The following is a 23,139-nucleotide window of genomic DNA, read 5'->3' on the forward strand; positions in this document are numbered from 1 at the left end:
GCGGGGGCCGCCTCCGGCTACGCTGCCGGGCATGACCCCACCCCCGCATCCCCTGCTCGCCGCCGCCCGGCGTCTGGCGCCCGAGCTGGCCCGGCGCTCCGAGGAGATCGAAGCCGCCCGCCGGCTGCCCGCGGACCTCTCCCAACAGCTCGCCGAGGCCGGCTTCTTCCGCCTGGTGGTTCCCGAGGCGTACGGCGGCCACGAGCTGCACCCCGCGCACGTCATCGACGTCCTGGAGGCGCTGGCGTGGGCGGATGGGTCCACGGGCTGGTGCGTGATGATCGGCGCGCTCACCGCCATGTGCGCCGCGTGGCTGCCCGAGCCCGTGGCCCGCGCCATCTACGGCGTGCCGGACATGGTCACCGGCGGCGTGGCGGCGCCGCTGGGCCGGGCCGAGCGGGTCGAGGGGGGCTACCGCGTCACCGGACGGTGGGCCTGGGCCAGCGGCGCGCCCAACTGCCGCTGGCTGACGGGCGGCGCGTGGGTGACCCAGGACGGCCAGCCGGTGATGAATGGCGAGCGCCCGGTGAGCCGCATCTTCTTCTTCCCCGCCGAGGACGTCACCCTGCACGACACCTGGCACGCCGCGGGCCTGTGCGGCACGGGCAGCGTGGACCTGGAGGCGCGGGACGTCTTCGTGCCCGCCGAGCGCGGTCTGTCCCTGAGCACCGAGCGCCCCCGAATCGATCGACCCCTGTACCGCCTTCCCGCCTATGGCCTCTTGGCGGTGGGCATCCCCGCCGTGGCGCTGGGCATCGCCCGCCGGGCGCTCGACGAGCTGAGGGCGCTCGCGCGCCCCGCCCTGGCCCACCGGCCCGCGGTGCACACGGCCGTGGCCGAGGCCGAGGCCACCCTGCGCGCCGCGCGGGCGCTGCTGCACGAGGCCGTCCACACGGCGTTCGAGGCCACGCGCCACCAGGACGCCACGCCCCGCCAGCGCGCCGAGCTGCGCCTGGCCTACGTGCACGCCACGCGGGAGGCCGCGCGGGTGGTGGACCGGATGTACGACGTGGCGGGCGGCGCGGCCGTGCACCGCGCGAGCCCCCTGCAGCGCTGCCTGCGCGACGTCCACGCCGCCACCCAGCACGCCATGGTGGGCCAGCCCCTGCGCGAACTCATCGGCGCGGTGCTGCTCGGCCAGGAAGCGAACCTCGCCACGCTGTGAGTGCGGATCCCGCCTTCTCACCGCATGAGAAACGGGTAAACTGGAATTCCCATTCTTGAAGGGATTTCCCCCATGCGTTCGAAGTCGCGGTCCGTTCTCATGACGATGATGTTGGGCGTGGCGCTCGCCTCCCCGGAGTCCCCCGCCGCCCCGCGCGAGGGCCTGGAGGTGCCCGTGGCCCTGGACTGGACGGAGGCGCTGGAGCGCGGCGAGGGCACGGGCGAGCTCGTGCACACCCGCGAGGGCCTGCGCTACGAGCCCTATGCCGTCATGCGCCGGGCGGAGGGCCTGCGCCAGCTCACGGGCCTCTACACCTTCCCCGCGCGCACGCTGGCGCGCACGGTGGACACGCTCCAGCCCCGGCTCCAGGCGCAAGTCGGGCCCGGCATGGGCGTGGAGGTGGACGTCCGGGTGCGCACGGCCAGCGGCGCCTGGACCGAGTGGCGCACCTCCGAGGCGGGCGAGGCGGTGCGCCTGCCCCAGGCGGGCACGGAGGTCCAGGTCCGGCTCGCGCTCCTGGCGGACGAGCACGGCCGGGGCCCCCAGGTCCAGGAGGTCCGGCTGGAGGGCCTGCTCGAGGGCGCCCCGGAGCACGACGAGCCCCGGCCCCTGGCGGCCCTGGCCTACCGCGTCTTCGCCACGCGCGAGGGCCTGGTGGGCGGCACGACGGCCAACGGCCACGTCATCAAGTCCAATGATCGCTTCGTGGCGCTGCCCTCGCGCCGGGGCCTCGCGTCCAACGGCGGCTCCGAGTACCAGGTCCGGGTCTGCTACCCCAAGACGGGCAAGTGCACGACCACGTCGGTCTGGGACGTGGGCCCCTGGAACACGAAGGATGACTACTGGAACGTCTCGAGCGTGCGCGAGATGTGGAAGACCCTGCCCCAGGGCAAGCCCGAGGCGCAGGCGGCCTACCAGGAGGGCTTCAACGGCGGCCTGGATCAATTCGGGCGTCGGCCGGCCAACCCCGCCGGCATCGACATCGCCGATGGCACGTTCTGGACCGACCTGGGCCTGAGCAACAACGACTGGGTGGACGTGACGTACCTGTGGACGTCCGGCGGCGGGACCACCCCGGCCCCGGGCCTGGTCATCGACAACAACAACGCCAGCAACGATCAGACCAAGGGCTACATCGAGCTGACCGGCGGCTGCTGGAGCGCCTCCACCAACGTCGCGGGCTACTACGGCTCCAACTACCTGGCCTGCGCCACGGCGTCCGTGTCCGAGCCGGCCACGTTCTGGTTCTACCTGCCCGCGGCGGCCACCAAGACGATCGACGCCTGGTGGACCTCGGCGAGCGACCGCGCCACCGCCGCGCCCTTCGTCGTCTGGAACGCGAGCGGCACGCAGCTGGCCAACGTGAAGGTCAACCAGCAGCTCAACGGCGGCCGGTGGAACACGCTCGGCACGTGGTCCTTCACCGCGGGCTGGAACAAGGTGCAGCTCAGCCGCTGGACCACCGCGGGCGCCTACGTCGTCGCGGACGCCATCCAGGTGCGCTGAGCCGCGCGGGGGTGACCGGGGCCGCCCCGGTCACCTCCCCCCCCTTTCTTTCAAAACCCAACAAAACGGAAATCCCCGGTGGTATCCTCCCGCTCCGAAGCCCCCTCGCTCCCGCCCCCCGGAGGACAGCCATGACCCCCGAGAATTCGCACCGGTCCCACGCGCCGACGAAGTCGGCCTACCCCACGCAGTCCGTCCTCCTCAAATGTTTCGGGCGGGACTGGTCGGTGCGGCCCAATTTCATGGCGCACGAGCACCAGGACGAGACCGGGGGCGTCTTCTCCATCTACACGCCCTACAAGCAGATCCTGCTGCGGCTCGCCAAGGAGAAGCACAAGCAGGCCCAGCAGGAGCAGTACAAGGCCTATCTGCAAAGCCTCACCGAGCACGCGCAAGAACATGGAGCGAGCGAGACCTACAAGCTGGTCCAATCCACGCTGGAGGCGAACTACCAGTACGTGGCGGATCAGTCCTGGATGGGCAAGAAGATCGCCGGACATTCGCTGTCGATGATGGACACCTTCAGCAAGGGAGGCGTCTCGCTGCCCGGGTTCTCCGTGGCCCTGTCGCAGAGCGCCAAGAATCGCGCGCCGCCGCCCCTGCCCGAGGGCGCGTCCTTCCTCCAGCGCTGGTACCACCACTTTCAGTTCGTCAAGGGCTACACCGTGGCGCACAACGACGCCTACAAGGACATGGGCATCGATCGTCACTTCACGCCCTGGTGGCTCACGGGCGTCGTGCTCATGGGCAAGGGCGTGATGGACCTGGCGCCGGGCTTCACCTACGCGCCCATCAGCAAGCTGTACGGCCAGTTCACCGGCAACATGGCCCTGCTCTTCAATCCCGCCAAGGATTACGACACCTCGGACTTCCTCACGCGCACGATGCTGTACGCGGGCATGAGCGGCGCGGTCTACAAACAAACGATTCCCCGCCTCTTCATGGCCACGGCCAAATCGGGAGACCTGCGGGTGCGGATCCTCACCGTCTCCGCCTCGTTGCTCACGGGCGGCGCATACGAGTTCTACTGCGGCTTCAAGGCGGGCACGGGCTACATGCAGCGCGTGATGGACTACTTCACGGTCGTCGAGAAGGACGAGTAGGACGCTCCGCGCGAGGACGCGTAGACTGCGTCCTCGCCATGATCAAGCTCTACCAGTTCCATCCCTCTGGGAATTGCTACAAGGTCCGGCTGCTGCTGCATCAGCTCTCGATTCCCTTCGAGACGCGGGAGGTGGACCTGGCCGCGGGCGAGGCGCGCACCGCGGAGTTCAAGGCGATGAATCCCATCGCCAAGACGCCCACGGTGGAGCTGTCGCCCGGCGTGTTCCTCGCCGAGTCCAACGCCATCCTCTGCTACTTCGGCGAGGGCACGCCCTATGTCCCCACGGACCGGCTGGAGCGGGCGCGGATGTTCCAGTGGATGTTCTTCGAGCAGTACAGCCACGAGCCCTACGTGGCGGTGGCGCGGGCCTGGCTGTCGTTCTTCGGCATTCCCCCCGGCAAGGAGCGCGAGCTGGAGGAGCGCATCCAGAAGGGCTACGCCGCGCTCGACATCATGGAGGGCGAGCTGTCCAAGCGGCCCTTCTTCGCGGGTGGGCACTACAGCCTCGCGGACATCGCGCTGTATGCCTATACCCACGTGGCGCACGAAGGCCGCTTCGACCTGGGGCGCTATCCGGCCATCCTCGACTGGTGCGAGCGCGTGCGCGCCCAGCCCGGACACGTGCGCATCACCGACGCCGTGCCCTCGCCGCGCTAGCGCGGGCGCTCGGCTCCCACGTCACTGCAGCGCGGACAGCAGCGCGCGCACGACCAGCACGGTGAGCACCACGCCCAGGACGAACACGCCCACGAGCAAGGCGCCGATGCCCACGAGCCACGCGAGGCTGGCGCGTCGGGTGGCGCCGGGCGCGGCCAGATGGGCCTCCAGCAGCCGCGCGTTGCGCGCGTTGGCCTTGAACGCCGCGTCGAACACGTCCCCGAACAAGGGAACGGCGCCCACCACGGTCTCCAGCGCCACGTTGCCCACCATGCGCGCGAGGACCGAGCGGGAGGCGCCCAGGCGCACCGCCTGCAGGACGATATAGGCGGAGAGCAGCGCGCCCGCCCCATCACCCAGACCGGGAATGAGGCCCAGCACGGCGTCCCACCCGATGCGATAGCCGCCCGGGAGCGGAATGGAGTTGTCCAGGGCCCGTGCCAGCCGGCGCACCTGTGCGAGGGCTTCCTGTTCAGCAGCGGGCGTCATGGCCCAGCAGATGCGCACGGGACGCGGAATCCACAAGGGCGAGGCCGTGGCGCGCCCTCGCGCGGAAGAAGGGACTGTTCACCTCAGGAGCCCGAGGCGGTACCCGGCGGACGGGCTCAAGGTTCGTGGCTTCCAGCCTCAAGCTTCGTTCTCTCCGCTGTGAGGTGGGCCTCCGCCCATCTCCGGGAAGCGGGCGTAGGCACGTAGCAGGACCGCGAGGTGGGCTGGGTTGTCGAGGTCGAGCGGGTCGGTCGTCATCTGGAGCACCCATCCACCCGTCGCGGTCCTCCGTGCGAGTGCCAGCCACTCCGCATCACGCGCGGGATCGGGAAATCCAAGTGCCTTCGCGGTAGCGGCCGACCAGTAGTTCAGCCACCCCAAGGGGTGTGGAACCCCCCGAAGAGGAGCAGCATCTTCGCGTGCTCGATGACGAAGCAATTCCGCCATCTTCCCCCCGACTCCATCTGGGAGGACCCGTCCCCAGGAGGCACGCGAACCTTCCGCGACAGCTTCCAGAACATTCGCCACGACAGGGATGCTGCTTGAGTCGAGGGGTGCTTCCACATGGATTTCGAGTCGTGACTGCCCTGCTGGAGAGAGGCCCACGGGCTTCTCGAATCCAAAAACCGTGATGGGGTAACGCTCATCTCCATTACACAGCAGAGGCAACTTGCGGCGAGACGCCGCAGCGGCGAGCCATGCTTCGCGATGCGATAAAGGAATGGGACGCCCCTCTTTGGAGACCTCCCAGTCCAATCTCAATCCAGGAAATGTATGTTCCAGTCCCCGTACAATGGCCAGCGGTCTCTCATCCTCGTCCGCGAGCGCGGGGGCAGAGGTGATCAGGATGAAAGTCCGCTGCTCGGCAGCCATGTCAGCACCAATCCATGATGATGATGCTCAGGTCGAAGTCCGCGTCCTTCAGCGCCTTCTCATGCGCGGTACTCCTCACCCCGACGCGGAAGTCGAATCCACAGAGTCGTGCGAGTTCCCGCTCATGTGACAGCTCGAACACCTGTTCCTCGATCACCTTCCTGCGAAGGAAGGGGGAATATGTCTCGAAATTGTCGGTCTTGACCTCCCACAGCACTCGGGAGCGGAGCTGGAGCGCGTCGAAGTGCTTGCCGTTGACGAACGCATCGAAGCCGGAGAATGCGTTATGGGGCACTCTGTCCGCGCACAGATTGTGGAACTCATCTCCACCTCGATGCGGTCTTTTGACAGGGATGCATTCAGGCCTGGGCGGCGACGTCAACGGAACGGGAGGGCGTCGCTCTGAACCAGCATCCTCCGCGCTGGGCGCTGGGGCGGGTTCCTGCTGTTGAGGCGGCTGGGGGTCTACCATGACGGGCACGGGCGGCGTCATTCCCATGGGGATGGGAAGTGCAATGGGCTTGGGCCCGACGAGGGGTGACACCCAAGGCGCCACGACCTGGTCACGGGGCATCGGCGCGCTCGTCATGCAGCCAGACAGCATCAGAAGAAACACGGTTCGCATTCAAGTCCCCAGGCTTCGAGTCGCATCACCTCACGAGCCCGAGGCGGTTCCAGCGGGGAACACGGCGACGTCCGGCCCCCGGATCCGCGCGGGCGTGGGGACGACCTCCAGCGCGCCACCCCGCGCCTCGCATGTGCCCTCCGTGGCGGGCACCTCGCGCACGATGTTGAGCGTCTCCGGACGCGAGAACTTCAACGGGCTGGTGGCCAGCAGCCGCGCGTGTTCCTGGCCCGGGTCCGTGTCGCTGTAGGCGAGGCCCATGCCCGCGAAGCTCCCGGCCGGCAGCGTCACCTTGAGCCGGTACCCCTCGAGCGCCTGGCCCGCCCCGCGCAGCTCCACGCGCTCCACCTCGGGCTTCTCCAGGGACTTGCCATACGCGAGGAACACCGAGCCAGTGGTGACGCCCAGGGCCCACTGCACCAGCCGTTCCCCGGCCTCGGGCTTGCCACAGCCCGTCAGGGCCTCCGGGGACTGGGGGCCCAGCCAGAGCTGCACATGATCCTCCTCGCGCCAGCGCGTGCCGCCCTCGCCCACCCAGTGGTCGTCCCGCACCTCGAGGATCAGCACGTCGGGCGCCACCAGCAGGGCCTTGAGCGAGGCATCGCGCGCCGCGTGGGACTTGCCCCCCACGGCGTGCTTCGCGGGCAGCGCGCAGGCCCCCAGCTCCACCCGCTTCCAGCCCTCGTCCAGGTAGGCCGCGTCCATCGCCACGCGGGGCAGATAGGGCAGCGTGCGTTTGTTGGGGGCGGAGGGGCCGTCCTTGCACAAGGAGGGCCCGAGCGACCGGCTTCCCTGGAGCGTGGTGAAGTCCCAGAGCGCGCTGTCCTCCACGTCGTCCCGTCCCGCGGCGAAGTTCACGTGCCCCTCGCGCACCCAGGACCAGGGGGACAGGCGCAGCACGCGGGTGTGGCGCCAGAGCTGGCCGCCGCCGCCCGTCCGGGAATGGGAGACCAGGCCGTCCTTCACCTTCACCACGTCCTCGCCCTTCTCCGCGCTCCCGTAGCCGTCGTTGCACACCGCGAGCAGCAACTGGGAGGACTCCGGGGACACCGCCCACCACTCGGCGGCCGCGCAGTCGTTCTCCACGAGTCGGCCCTGCTCCTTGCGGCCCGGGCCGAGCTTGCGGTCCAGGCGCTCGGGGACGTCATCGAAGGCGAACCACCCCAGGTCCAGGTGCACCACGCTCAGGGGCTGGCCCCGGGCATCCATCCCCGCCGCGAGGGTCTCGACGACCCGGCAGGGCGCGCGGCCGGCACACAGCGCGTCGGTGGAGGCGGGAGCGGCGCCCAGGAGGCTCCACAGCAAGGAAGGAAGCAGGAGCGGCATGGTGGAATCCCATCGGGTTCACCGGCGGCAGCGGGCGCCGGCGCGCCGGGAGGCGTGGACCCCCGTACAGTCGGGCCAAGCGCCTCCCGGAGCAACACCCGCGCTCCCAGCGGAGGGGTCGCGCCACGGTCCGGGTGGATTTGTGCGGCGGCATCGGAGAAGGCCCGTCCCCCGGGGCCGTCCGCGCGGCAGACTGGGCCCATGTTCGTTCGCGACCTCGGCCCGCGCGAAGCGCCGCCCGTCCTGTTCCTCCACGGCGGTGGCGTCGCCGGATGGATGTGGGAACCGCTCCGGGCGCACCTCGGGGACCGGTGCCGCGCGATCGTGCCCGATCTGCCCGGACACGATCGCAGCGCGGACGAGACGTACACGTCCCACGCGGCGACCGTGGCGGCGCTGCGCGGTGTGCTCGCGGCGCGGGGCGTCGTCGAGGGGCTCACGGTCGTGGGCTTCTCGCTCGGCGCGCAGTTGAGCGTCCTGCTCGCGGCGGAGGCCCCCCGGTGCGTCGCGCGGGTGGTCGTCGTGAGCGCGCAGGCCAAACCCCTGCCCTTCACCGGCCCGACGGTGCGGCTGCTCGGCGCCCTGAGTGGCCTCGCGCGCCACGAGGGCTTCGCCCGGGCACAGGCGCGGGCCCTCTTCATTCCGGACACGCTGAGGGAGGACTACCTGCGCACGTCGGCGGCGATGACGCGGGCGTCGCTCGTGAACGCCGTCGACGCCAACCTCCGCTTCACGCCGCCCGACGGCTGGGCGCGCTACCCCGGCGCGGCGCACGTCCTCGTCGGAGCGCGGGAGCGGGGCCTCATGCGCGCCTCCGCGCGGGTGCTCACCGCGTCACGGCCGGGAAGCGAGCCGCTCGTCGTCGAGGGGTGTGGACACGGCATCCCCTTACAGAAGCCCGAGTGGCTCGCCTCACGACTGGTGGACTGGCTCCGGGGATAGGCCTGGCTCGCGTTTCTTGACCTTCGTCAATGCGCGCCCAGGGCGCCCCTCGCTACCTTCCAGGCCACACCGTCGTTGAACGTCCTGGAGCCCCCGAGATGAACATCCCCCGCCTTCACTCCCGCGCCCTGGGGATCCTCTTTCTCCTTCCCTTCTTCGCCTATGGCCTCGGCACCGCGCTCGTCACCTCCGTCCTGAAGGATCCGGCGCACCTGGCGGGGGTGGCCTCCCAGCGGACCCCGTTCATCGGGGGCGTGCTGTTGCTCCTGGTGAACTCCATCGCCGTCGTCGGGATCGGCACGCTGTTCTTTCCGATCCTCCGCGAGCGCGGCCCGAACATCGCCATCGCGTACCTCTGTGCGCGGGTGATGGAGGCGCTGCTCCTGCTCGTCGGGGCGATCTTCCTGCTGTCCCTCCTGCGGCTCGGAGAGCTCACGCGGGGACAGCCCACGCCAGAAGGGGTGCTCCTGTTCGAGCTGCTCTCCAAGGGGAACTTCTGGGCGTACCAGCTCGCGATGCTGCTCCTGGGAATCGTCAGCGTGGCGTTCTGCCTGGCGCTGTACCACTCCCGGCTGCTGCCCTCGGCCCTCCCGCTGGTGGGCGCGGTGGGCTACGGGCTGCTGGCGCTCGGGTGCGTGCTCGAACTCTTCGGGCTGCCGTGGGGCCTCTTCCTGTCCGGGCCTGGGGGCCTGTTCGAGCTGTTCCTCGGTGGCTGGCTCATCGCCAAGGGGTTCCGGACGGTCACGCCTTCCGTCGCGGGGTAGCCGGCTTGTCGCGCGTGGCGAGGCGCTTGCGGATCCGGCTCAGCGACTCGGGCGTCACGCCGATGTAGCTGGCCAGCTGGTACTGGGGAATGCGCTGGAAGATGTCCGGCCGCGTCCTCGAGAGCGTGAGGTAGCGCTGCTCGGGGCTGTCGGTGAGATAGGCGGCGAACCGCTCCTGCTGTTGCGCCAGGACCTTCTGCATCGCCATCCGGGAGATGCTCTCGAAGCGCGGGAAGCGTCGGTAGAGCTCCTGCTCGCGGGGCTCGGTGCCGACCACCACCGTGGTGTCCTCCGCACAGACCAGGAAGTGCTCAGCCGGGGTCCGGTTCATCATGCTCTGGATCGAGAGGACCCAATCGTCCTCGGTGAAGAACCCGTCGCTGCGCTCCTCCCCGTCGACGACGCGGTATTGGCGGATGCAGCCCTGGAGGACGAAGTAGGCCTCGGTGCAGACCTGGCCCGCCATGAGCAGGTGGGTGCCCTTGGGACAGCGCTTCACCACCATGCTGTCCAGGATGGCCTGGGCTTCTTCGTCCGACAGCGGCGCGAGCCGGCGGAAGTAGTCGACGAGCTTGTGTTTCATGGGCGTCGTGGGTCCGTTACCGCCGCCTCGTGCCCTTGAGGGCCGAGGCGGTGCTGATGCGGTCGAGGGTGGCGAGCAGGTCATTCAACTCGATCGGCTTGGCGAGGTGTTCGGCGAAGCCCGCCCGCTTCGCACACAAGCGGTCCTCCTTGGCGCCGTAGCCTGTCAACGCGACCAGCTTGCCCTTGGAGAAGCCCTTCTGCTTGCGCAGTCGCCTGGCCAGCTCGTACCCGCTCATGTCGGGAAGCCCGATGTCCAGGATGGCGATCGTGGGCTGGAAGCGCGTGGCCACCTCGAGCGCCGTCAACCCGTCGTACGCCGTGTCGACGGTGTGGCCTGACTTGGTCAGCAGCAGCGTCAGGGCGTCGGCGATGGCGCGGTTGTCGTCGACGACGAGGAGCCGATGCTCCGGCGCGGGCGCGGCCTTCTTTCCCGCCTTGGGCCTGGCCCGTGGGGCCGGGGCCCGCGGTGCGCGGGCCTTGGGCAGCCGCACCGCGAACTCGCTCCCCTTGCCAAGCCCCTCGCTCTCCGCCGTCACGGTTCCTCCGTGCAGCTGCACCAGGCTGTGCACGATGGCGAGCCCCAGGCCGAGCCCTCCCTGGGGCCGATCCTGGGTCCGCAGGCCCTGCTGAAAACGCTCGAACACGCGGGGGAGGATCTCCTCCGAAATGCCCACGCCGTCATCCCGGACGCGCAGCACCACGGACCGGCCGTCGCGCTGGCCGGTGACCCGCACGTGGCCGCCCGGCGGGGTGTAATGCGCGGCGTTGGTCAGCAGGTTGGAGATGACCTGCACCATTCGCGTCTCGTCGGCGGACACCCAGAGCCCCGGAGCGACGTCGACACTCAACAGGTGTCGCCGCTGCTCGATGAGCGGTCCCGCCGCCTCGACCGCCCGGTCGACCAGCTCGTCGAGCGCGACGGTCCTCCGCGCGAGCTCGACCTTTCCCCGCGCCAGTCGGGAAACGTCCATCAGGTCGTCGAGCAGGGCCGCGAGGTGGCGCGCTTGTCGGACCATCATCTCGCGCTCCTTGGAGAACTTCCGTCCCCCCTCCATGCGCATCAGCTCGAGCGTGGAGACGATGGGCGCCAGGGGGTTGCGCAGCTCGTGACCCAGCATCGCGAGGAACTCGTCCTTGGCGTGGTTCGCCTCGCGCAGGTCGGTCACGTCGGTGTTGGTGCCGAACCAGCGCACGATGTCGCCCCGCTCGTCGCGGATCGGGACCGCGCGGGAGAGAAACCAGCGGTAGCGCCCGTTCTTGCCGCGCAGCGGAAACGTGTCCGCCCAGGGCTCGCCGGTCGCGGCGGAATGCTTGACGCCCGCGAGCACGCGCTTGAGGTGGTCGGCGTGCACGACCTTCGACCAGTTCCGGCCCTTCATGTCCTCGAACGGAAGACCGGTGTAGTCGAGCCAGCGCTGGTTGTACCAGGTGACGTTGCCGAGCGTGTCGCACGTCCAGGACAGCTGCGCGATGTTGTCGGCGACCATGCGGAAGCGCCCTTCGCTCTCGCGCAGGGCCGCCTCGACCTCCTTGGCCCGCGTGATGTCGATGATGAACTCGACGCACTCGGACTCCTGGCCGCTGCCCTTCAGGCGCGTGGGCGCGAACAGTCCCCACATCCGCGAGCCATCCTTGCGAATCCATTGCTTCTCGTACGGAGCGCTTCCTCCCCGCTCGGCCAGCTCGCGCTCGGCACGCGCGTTCACCCCCATGAACTCGGGGGGCGTGAGGACCGACCAGTCCTCCAGGCCCCGCAGCTCCTCCGGCGTGTAGCCGATCATCTGTTCGAGCGCGGCATTCGCGTCGACCAGGGTGCCATCCAGCCGGAAGAACAGGACGCCGACGGTGGGGATGGAGAGCGCACGGCTCAGGCGCTCCTCGTTGTCCCGCACCGCTTGCTCGGCGCGCTTGCGCGCGGTGATTTCCTGGAAGACGACGGCGACACGGCGGGGCCCGTCTCCGGTGCCGTCGGGCGCCCCGGCGGCCGTGCGGGAGATGTGGAAGTCGTACCAGCGCCCGTGCGGCTCCTCCAGGCAGCGCTCCCTGCGCACGGCCACGCCCGTGCGGGCGACACGGTCGTAGAGCTCCAGCCAGTACGGCTCCACCCCGGGGATCACATCGCGCAACCGACGTCCGAGGAAGTCGGGAATGCCCGTCAGCCGTGACGCGGCGGGATTGCCCTCGAGGTAGAGCACGTCCTCCGCTCGGCCCTCCGCGTCGTAGAGCACGTCGGCGATGACGAACCCCTCGTCCATCGACTGGAACAGCGTCCGGTACCGGGCCTCCGAGGCGCGCAGGGCCGCCTCGATCCGCGCGCGCCCGACGGCCGCCCAGGTCCGCTCGGCCGTCTCCTCGATCAGCGCCAGCTCGTGTTCGCTCCAGTCGTGCGGGGTGGTGGTATGGACGACCAGGATGGCGACCAGTTCCCCCTCCTTGACGAGCGGCACGGCCGCGGCGCCGAGGATCTGGTAGGCATCGTGGGCCGCCCGCTGCGCTGGGGTGAAGCGAGCGTCGGTCTCCAGGTCGCGGATGACGAGGCGCTCGCCGGCCCGGAGCGTGTCGACGATCCACTGGCCGAACCGCGCCAGCGGATGCCGACCTCGCGCCTGGGGCTCGATCTCGTGCTCGTACGCGTCCTCGACCCGCCAGTCGTCCCCATCGACCTCGGCGTAGAACGCGCGGTTGACGCCGAGGTGTTCGCCCAGGACCCGCGCCGCAGCCTGGGTGATCTCGGTCGCGCTCGAGAGCGGGCGCAGCGCGTCGCCGAGCTTGAACACGAAGGCCTGCCGCTCCGCGCTCGCGCGCCGCTCCGCCTCGGCCTGTTTGCGCTCGGTCACGTCGCGGAAGATCAGGCCGAAGCGGTTCTCGGAGTGCTTGAACGCGACGGTATCGAACCACTTGCCAAAGCCCTTCGCGTAGCGCTCGTAGGCGACGGGGCGGCCGGTCTGGACCACGCGCCCGTAGGTCTCGAGCCAGTCGGGCTCGATCTCCGGGTTGACCTCGCGGGCCGTCTTCCCGAGGGTCTGACTCACCGGGACGCCGGTCTGGGCCCAGGCGTCGTTCACCTCCAGGTAGCGCCAGTCGGCGGGACGGCCGTCCGCGTCCCAGATCATCTCGGCGAGCGCGAACCCCTCCCCCATGTTCTCGAAGAGCAGCCGGAAGCGGCGTTCGCTCTCGCGCACCGTGTCCTCCGTGCGCCGCCGCTCGGTGATGTCCGTGAAGCGCACCGCGACCCGGCGGCTGCCCTCGCCGCCGAGGCGGAAGATGTTGAGGTCGAAGAGGCGACCGAGCGTGAACTCGGCCTCCTCCAACCGGATCGACTCGCCCGTCTCCGCGGCCCGCCCGTAGAGTTCGGCCCACCGCGGGTTCGGGGTGCCCAACAGCTGGGTCGCCGTGCGCCCGACGGGGTACGGCATCCCGGTGTGCCGCATGAACGCGGGATTCACCTCGAGGAAGAGAAAGTCCGTCCAGCGCCCGCTCGCGTCGGCCATGACCTCGACCACCGCGTACGCCTCGTCCATCTCGTTGAAGAGCGCGCGGTACTTCTCCTCGCTCGCGCGCAGCGCCGTCCGGGCCGCCACGGCCTCGTCGTGGACCCGCGCCGTGACGTCCGTGAGCTGGTGCAGCACGTGGCGAACGGCGCCGTCGGGCCCGGGCACGGGGACGTTCACGACATCCCAAGTGCGGACCTCCCACGTGCCGTCGGGGCGCGGCAGGCCGTGGCGCCGCGGGTCCATCCGCTGCGTCACGCCCGTCCGCACGGCTGCCTCGACCGACGCCAGCAGGCCCTGCAGGCGGCCCTCGCGAGGCGCCTCTGGGCCCGCGTTCGGGAACACCTCCGCCAGGGGCTGGCCGACCACGGCCTCGCGCGGGCGTTGGGCGAGGGACAGGAACGAGTCGCTCGCCGCCAGGACCGTGAAGCACGGCGGGTCGGCCGAGAGCACGGCCGTGGCATCGGGAAGCGCGGCGATCACGGCCGCCAGATCGAGTCCGCCCGGCGATGTCTGTGCATCCATGCGCCGATAACTTAGAGGTCAGGCGGGACCAAGGCACGTGCCAAGGGACGCTCGCGGGCGGTGTTTGCGACCAGTACCGGACGAACGAGCGGCCCGTTCCCTTTCGCCACCGTCGGACCGTCAGCGCTTCGGGGCGTGTCCCAGGGGGACGATTGAAACGGCCCGGGGGAGTCGGTAGGGAGCCCCGGTGGCAACTCGCAGAAAGACACGTACTCCCACGGCCGCTCCGTCCACCGAGCCGCCTCGATGGCGCGCACTCGCGCACGCGCTGGCCAGTGATCTCCTGGCGCTGACGCTGCTGCTCGATCTGGCGGGTATGGCCACGAAGGAAGAGGAGCGCACCCGCCACCTCGAGGCCGCCAGGCGGGCCCTCACCGAGGGCGAACACAGGCTGGACGCGCTCCACCAGGCCGTGCGGCTGGAGGATGGCGAGCTCGCCAGGCAGACCCTCACCGAGCGCGAGGGCCGGCTTCAGACCCTGCGCCAGGCGTTTCGGCGTTTGGACGAGCGCGCCCCAGCACGCAAGCAGTCCGCGGGTCCCACGCCGCGCACACCCAAGAAGACGGAGAAGAACGTCCGGAAGGTCCGCCGTACGGGAGACCGCTGAGACGAGGACCCCTGCCCCGTCCGAACGCCTTCAGGCCAAACCTTGACGTTTCTGTCACTCAGTGCCAAATCAGGGATGGCACTCAGTGACAGGAGTCGGGGATGGATCCCTCGAAGATCGAGCAGGCACGGCTTGCCGTGGCGCGTCATGCCGCCGCGCTGTTCTGGAGAGATGGCGTCGAGAAGACGAGTGGCGATGCGATCGCCGCCGCGTCCGGTCTCTCCAAGCGAACGGTCTGGAGGTACTTCCGGTCGAAGGAAGCCTGCGTCGAGCCGCTCTTCCTGATCACAGGGCTGCGCTTCGTGGAGTTCCTGCGGGCCTGGCCGCGGGACGTCTCGCTCGAGGGCTACCTGCGCGACACGCTGGGCGGCCTGCTCAAGACCGAGCAGGAGCTTCACGACGGTGTCGCCGTGGCGCGTCTGATCTCCCTGTTGAAGACCGAACCGGCGCTCCGCTCGGCCTACCTGATGGCGAGCGCGCACGCCGAGGACCAGCTCATCGAGGTCATCGCGGCGCGTGCCGGACGCGATCGCGCGGACTTCGACGTCAAGCTGTGCGCGGCCGCGGCGATGGCCGCCATGCGCGTCGTCGACGAAGACCTCTGCACCGCCACCTTCACCCACGGCCGCCATTTCGAACATCACGAGGTCTGCGACCGGATGGCGGCGGCCATTCGCGCCGTGGCCACCCTGCCCATCTGCGATCCCGTCGCCAAGAGGAGCCCCCGATGATCTACCCCGACACCCGACGCACCGACACCGTGGAGGAGCACTTCGGCACCGCGGTCGTCGATCCCTACCGGTGGCTCGAAGGCGATGCCCGCGGACACGTGGAGGTGGCCGACTGGGTCCGCGCGCAGGACGCGCTGGCGCGGGCGTACCTGGCCCGGCTGCCAGGGCGCGACCACTTCCGGCGGCGGCTGGCGGAACTCTTCGATCACGCGCGCCTCACCGCCCCCGAGAAGCGCGGCGAGCGCTACTTCTTCACCCGCAACCCCGGCCTCGAGAACCAGGCGGTGCTCCTCGTGCGCGAGGGGCCCCACGGCGCGGACCGCGTCCTGCTCGACCCGAACCCGTGGTCCGACGACGGGGCGACGGCCCTGGCGGAATGGGCGGTCAGCGCGGACGGGCGCTCCCTGGCCTTCGCCACCCAGGAGGCCGGGTCGGACTGGCGGACGATCCGCGTCCTCGACGTCGAGAGCGGAGACACCCTCCCGGACGTGCTCGCCTGGGCGCGCTTCACCACCCTCGCGTGGGCGCGGGACGGGTCCGGTTTCTTCTACGCCCGCTTTCCCGCGCCTCCCGAGGGGAATGTCTTCGACGCGCCGGTGACCGACCACTCCATCTATTTCCATGTGCTCGGCACCTCGCAGGCCGAGGACCGGCTCGTGCGGGCACCGCCGACCGGGCAGCTGCTCATCCAGACGGTCAGCGTGACGCCGGACGGGCGGTACGCCGTCATCGCCTCGACACCGGGAGCGGGCGGCAACGCGCTGGCGATCATCGACTTGCAAGACCCCAACTGGACGCCGCGCCCCCTCATCCAGGCGTACGACCACAACTGGTCCGTGGTCGGCAATCAGGGCACCCGGCTCTTCCTGGCGACGGACGACGGGGCGGAGCGCGGCAAGATCGTCACGCTCGACCTCGCCGCGACCGAGCCGCGCTTCGTCGAGCTCATCGCCGAGCGCGAGGACGGGACGTTGAACGACGCGGCCCTGCTCGGCGGCCATTTGCTGGTCACCTACCTCGTCGACGCCAAGACCGAGATCCGACGCCACCGGCTCGATGGCACGCCCGATGGGACGGTCGCGCTTCCGGGCCTCGGCACCGCCGGCGGCTTTCGTGGACGCCCCGATGACGACGAGGCCTTCTTCGTCTTCACCGGACACAACGCACCGACCACGATCTACCGCTACGCCGTCGCGCGCCGTCTCCTCACGATCTGGGACCGGCCCGAGGTCGCGATCGATCTCGAGCGCATCGTGGTCGAGCAGCGCTTCTACGCCTCGAAGGACGGCACCCGCGTTCCGATGTTCGTCGTGCGTCGCGCGGACCTCCAGACGCCGGCCCCCACCCTGCTCTACGGCTATGGCGGCTATGGCATCAGCATGGTCCCCTACTACTCACCCGCCGTGCTCGCCTGGGTCGAAGCGGGCGGCGTCTACGCCGTCGCCAACCTGCGCGGCGGCGGGGAATACGGGAAGGCCTGGCATGACGCGGGGCGGCTGGCGAACAAGCAGAACGTGTTCGACGACTTCATCGCCGCCGCCGAGTATCTGAAGCGCGAAGGCATCGCCTCCGCGGAGGGCCTCGCGATCCAGGGCGAATCCAATGGCGGGCTGCTGGTCGCCGCCGTGGTCAACCAGCGACCAGAGCTCTTCGCCGCGGCGCTGCCCGGCGTCGGTGTGCTGGACATGCTGCGCTTCGCCCGCTTCACGAACGGGCAGTTCTGGATCGGGGACTACGGAGACCCGGAGAAGGAGGCCGATTTCCGCAACCTGTTGTCCTACTCGCCCTATCACACGATCCGCTCGGGGCGCGCCTACCCGGCCCTCCTGGTCACGACGGCCGACACGGACGACCGCGTCGTGCCCGCCCACAGCTTCAAATATGTCGCGGCACTGCAATCCGCCGACCTCGGGGATCGACCGCGCCTGCTCCGGGTCGACACGCGGGCCGGACACGGTGCCGGAAAGCCGATCGGCAAGGCGCTCGATGAGCTCGCCGACCTGTGGGCGTTCGCCGCGCGCTGGACGGGGCTGGCCGTCGAAGCGGCGGACTGAACCGGCGCATCCGGTAGTATTCCTCGGTTCCATCGCCGAGGTCAGGCGTACCCAGAGGAAGGTTCATGTCAGATTTGCTTTCGAGGTGGCTCGCGGTGCCCGCCGCCGCATTGCGCGCCGGACTGGTGCTTGGACTGGTGGTCAGCACCCTCGCCGCGTGTGGCGACGGCGCACCGCCGACCCCCACCCCGCCGATCGAGGCCCCGCCGGACCCCGTCCCGCCGGTGGCCCAGAACGCCGCCCTCGAGACGGCGGAAGACACCCCCCTCGAGGTGCGCCTGACGGCCAGTGGCAGTGGGGCGCTCGCATTCCGCATTGTCGATGCGCCGGACCACGGCACGCTGGGTGTGCTCAGCGCCGAGGGCGTCGTCACCTACACCCCCGGCGCCGACTACCACGGCGAAGATGCCCTCACCTTCCGCGTCACCGATAGCGCGGGCCTGAGCGCCCAGGCCACGGTGACCCTCACCATCACGCCCGTGAATGACGTCCCCGCCCTCTCCTCGGTGGCCGATCAGCGCGTCCCCTCGGGCGACGCGACCGGAGAGCTGAGCTTCACCGTGGGCGACGTGGAGACCGCCGCCGACAGCCTCACGGTCACCGCGACGTCCTCCAATACCAGCGTGGTGCCCAACGACCCCGGCCATCTCGTCCTCGGCGGTTCCGGCGCCAACCGCACGCTCAACATCCTCTCCGCCGCCAACACCCGCGGCACCACCACCATCACCCTCTCGGTGAGTGACGGCACCGCCATCACCACCACCACCTTCGCGGTCGACGTCACCGGCGTCGCGCGCCTCTACTGGATGACGGCCGCCGGCTCGCTGTGGCGGGTGGGGGTGAACGGCAAGAGCGCGGTGGAGCTCAAGACCGGCATCAGCGGGGCGAGTTCCATCGCCACCGACCCGGTCACCCAGACCCTCTTCTACAGCAACGGCAGTGCCCTCGTTCGCGTGGACGGTGAGGGGGCCAACCTGGTCGAGGTCGTGGCGAACGGAGGCTATCCCTCCGGGATTGCCGTCGATTCGACGAACCGCAAGCTGTACTGGTCCGACTTCAACGGGAAGCGGGTCATGCGCGCCGAGCTGGACGGGAGCAATCCCACGCAGATCGTCGGGGGCATCGACAGCCCGTCCGCCATCGCGTTCGATGTCCCACGCGGCAAGGTGTATGTCATTACCTACAACAACACCCGGCTCGTTCGATTCAATCTCGATGGGACCCAGCTGGAGACCGTTGCGTCGAACCTGGGCGGACTGGGCGTGGGCCTGGCGGTCGATTCGAGCGGCGGGAAGGTGTACTTCTCGACCCGCGGCAACAGTCTCTATGCCGCCAACCTGGACGGCTCCAATGTCACCGCGCTGGTGACCGGCCAGACCACGGTGCATGGGATTGCCCTCGATGCCACGGCCGGGCGGCTGTATTGGGCGGATTGGCTGGGGCAAGCGATCCGGAGCGCCCAGCTGGCCGACGGCGGCGACATCCAGACCCTGAACGCGACCACCAGCAGGAACCTGGGCCTGGCCTGGATGCCCGCGCCGTAGCCCATCGACAGGGGGACGCACGAATCGGAAACGCAGACGACGATGCGGAGCGGACGGTCAGGCCGGGCCGTCCGTGAGCACCTCGGAGCGCAGCGAGGGGAAGACCTGGCCCACCTTGCCGAGCAGGTACTCCCCATACGTGCCCTGGACGCCGTGGACGCTCCGGAGATCCCACCGCTCGTGGGCGTCCTCGATCGCCTGGGCCTGACGAATCGCGGGGGCCTCCAGCGGGTGGATCTCCGCGGTCCAGCCCGGGTCGAAGAAGAAAGGCAAGGACAGCCGGTGACGCCCGGAGCGGTTGAGCACCCGGTGGGGCGTGGAGCGGTACGCGCCCCGCGTCATCCGGTCGAGCATGTCTCCGATGTTGCAGACGAACGAGCCCGCCAGCGGCGGCGCGTCGATCCAGCGCACCTCGCCGCCCGCGCGGGACTTCACCTGCAGGCCCCCGGCCTCGTCCTGCTTGAGGAGGGTGAGGACGCCGTAGTCGGTGTGCTCCCCCACCCCCCAGGCCGGCTTGCCGTCCTCGGCGGTGTCGGGCCCGGGCGGGTAGTTGAAGACGCGGAAGAGCACGAGCGGCTCGGCCATGACGCCCGCGCGGAAGTGATCCGCGCGCAGGCCCAGGCTCAGCGCGAGGCCCTCCATGAGCGCATGGCCCAGGCGGGTGAGCGCCGCCAGGTAGTCCAGCACGGCCTCGCGCAGGCCGGAGGGCTCCTCGGGAAAGAGGTTGGGCCCGTGCAGCGGCGTGCCCGCGCGCACGAGCGGGTGCTCGGCGCCGAGCTCGGTCCCGAAGTAGAGGCCCTCCTTGCGGTCCGGGCGGCCCGAGGTCAGCTCGCCCCCCACGGGGAAGTAGCCCCGCCAGGCGGCCCCGCCCCGGGCCATGCGGATGGCGAGCTTCCGCGCCTCGGGCAGTGCGAAGAAGCGGCGGCTCAAGGTCTCCAACCGTGTCTGGAGCGCCTCGTCCACGCCGTGGCCGACCACGTAGAAGAAGCCGTTGCGCCGGCAGGCGGCGCCCATCCGCTCCGCCACGGCCTGACGCTCGGCGAGCGTCGACGCCGGGTCCACGAGCGCGCGCACGTCGATGACGGGGACCTGCTCGACCTCAATCGGAAGTGCATCCATCCCGTGGAGTCTACTCCCGGGGTGCCGGTCGTCGCCTCGCGTCCTAGACTCGGGCCATGCCCGACACGTACCGCTTCCTGGTGGATGGCCGCATTCCCGTGCTCAAGCTGCACGACGAGCCCCGACCGGCTCCGGCCGTCCTGGTGCTGCACGGACTGGGCGCGGATGCCGAGACCCAGCGCGGGGAGCTGAACGCCGTCGCCCGCGCGGGCTGGAGCGCCGTGGGCGTGGACGCGCCCCACCACGGTGCCCGGCGCGACGCCTGGCTCGACGAGATGGACCGGCTCGGCCCGCCCGACTTCCACACCCGCCTGCTGCACGCCGTGCGCGAGGCCGCCCGGGACGTGTCCCGCGTCATCGATCACCTGGTGCACGAGGGCCATGGCCCCATCGGGCTCGTGGGCATCTCGTTCGGCGCCTACACGGCCCTGACGGTGGCCATGGACGACCCGCGCATCCGGGCCACCGTGTCCCTGCTCGGCTCGCCGGACTGGGCGCCCCGGGAAGGCCCCCTCACCGACGAGCTTCGCGAGCTGATGCACCACGCCCCCGTCCACCGGCCGAGGGACTGCGCGCGCCACCCGCTGCTGCTGGTGAACGCGGGCCGGGACACCGTCGTGCCCCCCCAGGCGGCGCGGGACTTCGCCCGGCGCCTCCGGGAGATGCCGGACCTCCAGGCGGACTCCCTCGAGTACCCCGAGTCGGACCACATGATGCGGCCCCAGGACTGGGAGGACTGCTGGGACCGCACGCTGGCGTTCCTCGGACGCCACCTGGGCCACCGCTGAACCCGCTGAAGCATCCAGCCAGGCTCTCCGTCGCCAGCTGCGTCGCGGGTTGTTCTGATTTGGCCCTTTTCACGTGGCTGCGTCGGCGCGAAAGGACGCCTCCAGCAACGGGACTTTGCGTTCCTCCGAGATTGAACCAATTCAGGTCCATCGGAGATGCTAGGGAGGATTCGTTCCTTTGAAGCTGGAGGTTTGCTGTGAAGTTGTTTCGAGTGTGCCTTGCGTCGCTGATGGTCCTGCTGACCGCCTGCGGTGATTCGACGGATCCAGAAGGGCCTCCCGCGGTCGACCAGCCACAACCGGACCCGGGCACGCCGCAGCCGGATGCTGGCACCGAGGTGCCGGACGCGGGCGCGGAGCCTCCGGACTCCGGGACGGAGACGCCCGACGCGGGCTCCGAGGTGCCGGATTCGGGCATGGAGACGCCCGACGCGGGCTCCGAGGTGCCGGATTCGGGCACGGAGACCCCGGACTCGGGGACTGGTACGCCCGACGCGGGCACCGGCACGCCGGACTCGGGGACCGGTACGCCCGATTCGGGCACCGGTACGCCCGATTCGGGCACCGGTACGCCGGACGCGGGCTCCGACGCCGGGATGAGCGTCCTCGACAACTGGAGCTTCGAGGAGTGGCCGGACGCGCTTCCCGTCCAGTGGCTGGGCAGCAAGTCGAGCCTCACCAGCGACGCGGTGCAGAAGGTGACGACGAGTCCCTTCCATGGCCTCAACGCGGTCCGGCTGAGCAATGCCACGGGCACGCACAAGCGCTTCACCACCGTCGCGAAGTCCATGCCCGCCGGCCGCTACGCCTGCACCTACCAGGTGCGGGGCTCCGGTGAGATCCGCAACGGCTTCTTCGACACGGACTACTCCTCGTACTCGAGCTACACCACGGTCGAGACCACGAGCTGGACCCAGGTGTCGTACTCCTTCAACCTGGCCAGCCCCGTCTACGACACCTTCGAGTTCGTCTTCAGCCTCCGCAACACCCGGGGCGAGCACCTGATCGTCGACGACGTGCGCTGCACCCGCGCGCCCGAGGCGTGTGACGCCGTCAGCTGCGAGTCCTGGCAGCGCTGCGTGAACGCCACCGCGACTTGTGAGCCGCTGGCCGGCCGCTGCAACACCTCCGCCCAGTGCAGCGAGTGGCAGAGCTGCGATGCGACCCACACGTGCGTGACCGCGGCGGACCGCTGCGTGCGCCACGCGGATTGCGCCGGCACGCCGCAGACGCCTGTCTGTGACACCGCCTCGCACGCCTGCGTGGAAGGCGACCCGTGCGCGGGCGTCGTCTGCAACAACCCGGCGACGAGCTGCAACCCCACGTCGGGCGTGTGCGAGCTGTCCCCTGGCGCCTGCTTCACCACCTACGACTGCCGCGGCGAGCTGCCCGCCTGCGACCCGGCGACCCGTCGCTGTGTCTCCGCCGAGCACTCCGCGAACATCATCCGCAACGGCGGCTTCGAGAACTGGAGCAACACGCCCATCCCGTACTACGGCACCCCGTACATTCCCGACTACTGGTACGGGCTGGACAACGGCGTCTCGGATCCGGGCTCGGAGATCAAGCCCTCGCGCCTGGTGCCCTACACGAAGGTGGTGCACGGAGGCTCGCGGGCGCTCCAGTTCGTCGTCCCCATCCAGACCGCGGAGCGCTTCACGCTCCAGAAGTTCAACGTGCCGACGGGCAACTACTCCTGCTCGTACCGGGTGAGGGGCCACGGCACCATCCGCCACCGCATCTACTCGAGCGCCGGCTGGAGCCCGCAGACGGACTTCCTCACGGTGGACAGCGATGCCTGGGAGCCGGTGTTCTTCCGCTTCACCGGCAACGTGCGCGACTGGCGCCTGTTCTTCTACCCCGGCCGCAGCGTGGCGGACCGCGACCACCTCCAGGTGGACGACGTGGTCTGCACGAAGGACTGAGCAGGCCCGCGGGAGGGGCACCGCGCCTCGGTGCCCCTCCCGTGGCTTCAGTGGTCGCCGTCGTCGACGTGCCCCCCCCGCAGAGCGCGCAGGCGAGCGCCTGGGGGTTGAGCAGGCCGCGATGAGTCAGGCGCCGAGCAAGCGCGAGGGACACACCACGCGCTGCTACGTGAAGTGCCCTCCAAGCCTCCCCACATCCGCCTTGCGCTGTGCCTGGTGCGCCTTCCGGTTCTTCGGGGGGAAGTGCGGAATCTGGTGACGGAAGTCGGTGGGTCGAGCGTCGTCTCGTCAATCCTCCCATGACGAGTTCCCGCTCGC

At 70.1% G+C, this 23,139-nt stretch carries 19 protein-coding genes; 12 read left to right on the forward strand and 7 right to left on the reverse strand.

Annotated elements, in window-relative coordinates; all coding sequences use genetic code 11:
* Positions 1 to 31: 31 nt before the first annotated feature.
* The 4 genes from I3V78_RS24055 (at position 32) to I3V78_RS24070 (ending at position 4,433) form a co-directional block, all read left to right on the forward strand.
* Positions 32 to 1,165 (forward strand): acyl-CoA dehydrogenase family protein, encoded by a 1,134-nt coding sequence (locus I3V78_RS24055; RefSeq protein ID WP_204490781.1) that lies wholly within the window; start codon positions 32 to 34, stop codon positions 1,163 to 1,165.
* 72 nt (positions 1,166 to 1,237) lie between these two features.
* Positions 1,238 to 2,671 carry a golvesin C-terminal-like domain-containing protein gene (locus tag I3V78_RS24060; protein WP_204490782.1) on the forward strand — a complete coding sequence of 478 codons (1,434 nt, stop codon included), beginning with the start codon at positions 1,238 to 1,240 and terminating at the stop codon, positions 2,669 to 2,671.
* A gap of 131 nt (positions 2,672 to 2,802) precedes the next feature.
* Complete coding sequence (locus I3V78_RS24065) at positions 2,803 to 3,774, forward strand: hypothetical protein (protein WP_204490783.1); 972 nt, start codon at positions 2,803 to 2,805, stop codon at positions 3,772 to 3,774.
* A 38-nt stretch (positions 3,775 to 3,812) separates the two neighbouring features.
* The gene (locus I3V78_RS24070; RefSeq protein ID WP_204490784.1) at positions 3,813 to 4,433 is read left to right on the forward strand and encodes a glutathione S-transferase family protein; all 621 of its coding nucleotides are present in this window, start codon (positions 3,813 to 3,815) and stop codon (positions 4,431 to 4,433) included.
* A 21-nt stretch (positions 4,434 to 4,454) separates the two neighbouring features.
* On the opposite strand, the gene I3V78_RS24075 is transcribed toward I3V78_RS24070, so the two are convergent.
* The 4 genes from I3V78_RS24075 to I3V78_RS24085 form a co-directional block, all read right to left on the reverse strand.
* Positions 4,455 to 4,940 (reverse strand): DUF4112 domain-containing protein, encoded by a 486-nt coding sequence (locus tag I3V78_RS24075; RefSeq protein ID WP_338023733.1) that lies wholly within the window; start codon positions 4,938 to 4,940, stop codon positions 4,455 to 4,457.
* Between the two features lie 120 nt (positions 4,941 to 5,060).
* Positions 5,061 to 5,795 carry a DUF5953 family protein gene (locus I3V78_RS39450; protein ID WP_239576561.1) on the reverse strand — a complete coding sequence of 245 codons (735 nt, stop codon included), beginning with the start codon at positions 5,793 to 5,795 and terminating at the stop codon, positions 5,061 to 5,063.
* Position 5,796: 1 nt separating this feature from the next.
* Positions 5,797 to 6,420: a DUF6310 domain-containing protein gene (locus I3V78_RS24080; RefSeq protein ID WP_338023734.1), complete on the reverse strand. Its 624-nt coding sequence runs from the start codon at positions 6,418 to 6,420 to the stop codon at positions 5,797 to 5,799.
* Between the two features lie 30 nt (positions 6,421 to 6,450).
* Positions 6,451 to 7,746 carry a hypothetical protein gene (locus I3V78_RS24085; protein WP_204490785.1) on the reverse strand — a complete coding sequence of 432 codons (1,296 nt, stop codon included), beginning with the start codon at positions 7,744 to 7,746 and terminating at the stop codon, positions 6,451 to 6,453.
* A 201-nt stretch (positions 7,747 to 7,947) separates the two neighbouring features.
* Between I3V78_RS24085 and I3V78_RS24090 the strand changes: the two genes are divergently transcribed.
* Both I3V78_RS24090 and I3V78_RS24095 read left to right on the forward strand, forming a co-directional pair.
* The gene (locus I3V78_RS24090; protein WP_204490786.1) at positions 7,948 to 8,688 is read left to right on the forward strand and encodes an alpha/beta fold hydrolase; all 741 of its coding nucleotides are present in this window, start codon (positions 7,948 to 7,950) and stop codon (positions 8,686 to 8,688) included.
* 98 nt (positions 8,689 to 8,786) lie between these two features.
* Positions 8,787 to 9,452, forward strand: coding sequence for a DUF4386 domain-containing protein (locus I3V78_RS24095; protein WP_204490787.1), 666 nt, complete (start codon positions 8,787 to 8,789; stop codon positions 9,450 to 9,452).
* Here the strand turns inward: I3V78_RS24095 and I3V78_RS24100 are convergent.
* Together I3V78_RS24100 and I3V78_RS24105 are read right to left on the reverse strand one after the other, a co-directional pair.
* The gene (locus I3V78_RS24100; RefSeq protein WP_204490788.1) at positions 9,430 to 10,035 is read right to left on the reverse strand and encodes a Crp/Fnr family transcriptional regulator; all 606 of its coding nucleotides are present in this window, start codon (positions 10,033 to 10,035) and stop codon (positions 9,430 to 9,432) included. The two genes, I3V78_RS24095 and I3V78_RS24100, sit on opposite strands and share 23 nt — an antisense overlap.
* A gap of 16 nt (positions 10,036 to 10,051) precedes the next feature.
* Positions 10,052 to 14,053, reverse strand: coding sequence for a PAS domain S-box protein (locus tag I3V78_RS24105; protein WP_204490789.1), 4,002 nt, complete (start codon positions 14,051 to 14,053; stop codon positions 10,052 to 10,054).
* A 187-nt stretch (positions 14,054 to 14,240) separates the two neighbouring features.
* On the opposite strand from I3V78_RS24105, the gene I3V78_RS24110 reads away from it, so the two are divergent.
* From I3V78_RS24110 to I3V78_RS24125, 4 genes are all read left to right on the forward strand, one after another.
* Positions 14,241 to 14,660, forward strand: coding sequence for a hypothetical protein (locus tag I3V78_RS24110; RefSeq protein ID WP_204490790.1), 420 nt, complete (start codon positions 14,241 to 14,243; stop codon positions 14,658 to 14,660).
* Between the two features lie 101 nt (positions 14,661 to 14,761).
* The gene (locus I3V78_RS24115; RefSeq protein ID WP_204490791.1) at positions 14,762 to 15,391 is read left to right on the forward strand and encodes a TetR/AcrR family transcriptional regulator; all 630 of its coding nucleotides are present in this window, start codon (positions 14,762 to 14,764) and stop codon (positions 15,389 to 15,391) included.
* Positions 15,388 to 17,445 carry a prolyl oligopeptidase family serine peptidase gene (locus tag I3V78_RS24120; RefSeq protein ID WP_204490792.1) on the forward strand — a complete coding sequence of 686 codons (2,058 nt, stop codon included), beginning with the start codon at positions 15,388 to 15,390 and terminating at the stop codon, positions 17,443 to 17,445. Before I3V78_RS24115 ends, I3V78_RS24120 begins: the two co-directional genes overlap by 4 nt.
* Before the next feature lie 65 nt (positions 17,446 to 17,510).
* On the forward strand, positions 17,511 to 18,989 hold the full coding sequence (locus I3V78_RS24125) for an Ig-like domain-containing protein (protein WP_204490793.1): 1,479 nt from the start codon (positions 17,511 to 17,513) through the stop codon (positions 18,987 to 18,989).
* 57 nt (positions 18,990 to 19,046) lie between these two features.
* Here the strand turns inward: I3V78_RS24125 and I3V78_RS24130 are convergent, their stop codons facing one another.
* Positions 19,047 to 20,108 (reverse strand): isopenicillin N synthase family dioxygenase, encoded by a 1,062-nt coding sequence (locus I3V78_RS24130; protein WP_204490794.1) that lies wholly within the window; start codon positions 20,106 to 20,108, stop codon positions 19,047 to 19,049.
* A gap of 56 nt (positions 20,109 to 20,164) precedes the next feature.
* Between I3V78_RS24130 and I3V78_RS24135 the strand changes: the two genes are divergently transcribed.
* The gene (locus tag I3V78_RS24135) at positions 20,165 to 20,896 is read left to right on the forward strand and encodes an alpha/beta hydrolase family protein (protein ID WP_204490795.1); all 732 of its coding nucleotides are present in this window, start codon (positions 20,165 to 20,167) and stop codon (positions 20,894 to 20,896) included.
* Positions 20,897 to 21,093: 197 nt separating this feature from the next.
* Entirely contained in the window at positions 21,094 to 22,821 is a 1,728-nt protein-coding gene (locus I3V78_RS24140) for an invertase recombinase-like protein (RefSeq protein ID WP_204490796.1), read from the forward strand.
* The last annotated feature ends 318 nt before the right edge of the window (positions 22,822 to 23,139 follow it).

This window comes from Archangium primigenium, assembly GCF_016904885.1.
Taxonomy (GTDB): domain Bacteria; phylum Myxococcota; class Myxococcia; order Myxococcales; family Myxococcaceae; genus Cystobacter; species Cystobacter primigenius.

Coding starts and splice junctions, on each gene's coding strand:
- I3V78_RS24100 (WP_204490788.1), bottom strand. CDS start 10,035: ATGAAACACAAGCTCGTCGACTACTTCCGCCGGCTCGCGCCGCTGTCG.
- I3V78_RS39450 (WP_239576561.1), bottom strand. CDS start 5,795: ATGGCTGCCGAGCAGCGGACTTTCATCCTGATCACCTCTGCCCCCGCG.
- I3V78_RS24065 (WP_204490783.1), top strand. CDS start 2,803: ATGACCCCCGAGAATTCGCACCGGTCCCACGCGCCGACGAAGTCGGCC.
- I3V78_RS24130 (WP_204490794.1), bottom strand. CDS start 20,108: ATGGATGCACTTCCGATTGAGGTCGAGCAGGTCCCCGTCATCGACGTG.
- I3V78_RS24120 (WP_204490792.1), top strand. CDS start 15,388: ATGATCTACCCCGACACCCGACGCACCGACACCGTGGAGGAGCACTTC.
- I3V78_RS24055 (WP_204490781.1), top strand. CDS start 32: ATGACCCCACCCCCGCATCCCCTGCTCGCCGCCGCCCGGCGTCTGGCG.
- I3V78_RS24125 (WP_204490793.1), top strand. CDS start 17,511: ATGTCAGATTTGCTTTCGAGGTGGCTCGCGGTGCCCGCCGCCGCATTG.
- I3V78_RS24060 (WP_204490782.1), top strand. CDS start 1,238: ATGCGTTCGAAGTCGCGGTCCGTTCTCATGACGATGATGTTGGGCGTG.
- I3V78_RS24090 (WP_204490786.1), top strand. CDS start 7,948: ATGTTCGTTCGCGACCTCGGCCCGCGCGAAGCGCCGCCCGTCCTGTTC.
- I3V78_RS24095 (WP_204490787.1), top strand. CDS start 8,787: ATGAACATCCCCCGCCTTCACTCCCGCGCCCTGGGGATCCTCTTTCTC.
- I3V78_RS24115 (WP_204490791.1), top strand. CDS start 14,762: ATGGATCCCTCGAAGATCGAGCAGGCACGGCTTGCCGTGGCGCGTCAT.
- I3V78_RS24070 (WP_204490784.1), top strand. CDS start 3,813: ATGATCAAGCTCTACCAGTTCCATCCCTCTGGGAATTGCTACAAGGTC.
- I3V78_RS24135 (WP_204490795.1), top strand. CDS start 20,165: ATGCCCGACACGTACCGCTTCCTGGTGGATGGCCGCATTCCCGTGCTC.
- I3V78_RS24085 (WP_204490785.1), bottom strand. CDS start 7,746: ATGCCGCTCCTGCTTCCTTCCTTGCTGTGGAGCCTCCTGGGCGCCGCT.
- I3V78_RS24105 (WP_204490789.1), bottom strand. CDS start 14,053: ATGGATGCACAGACATCGCCGGGCGGACTCGATCTGGCGGCCGTGATC.
- I3V78_RS24080 (WP_338023734.1), bottom strand. CDS start 6,420: ATGCGAACCGTGTTTCTTCTGATGCTGTCTGGCTGCATGACGAGCGCG.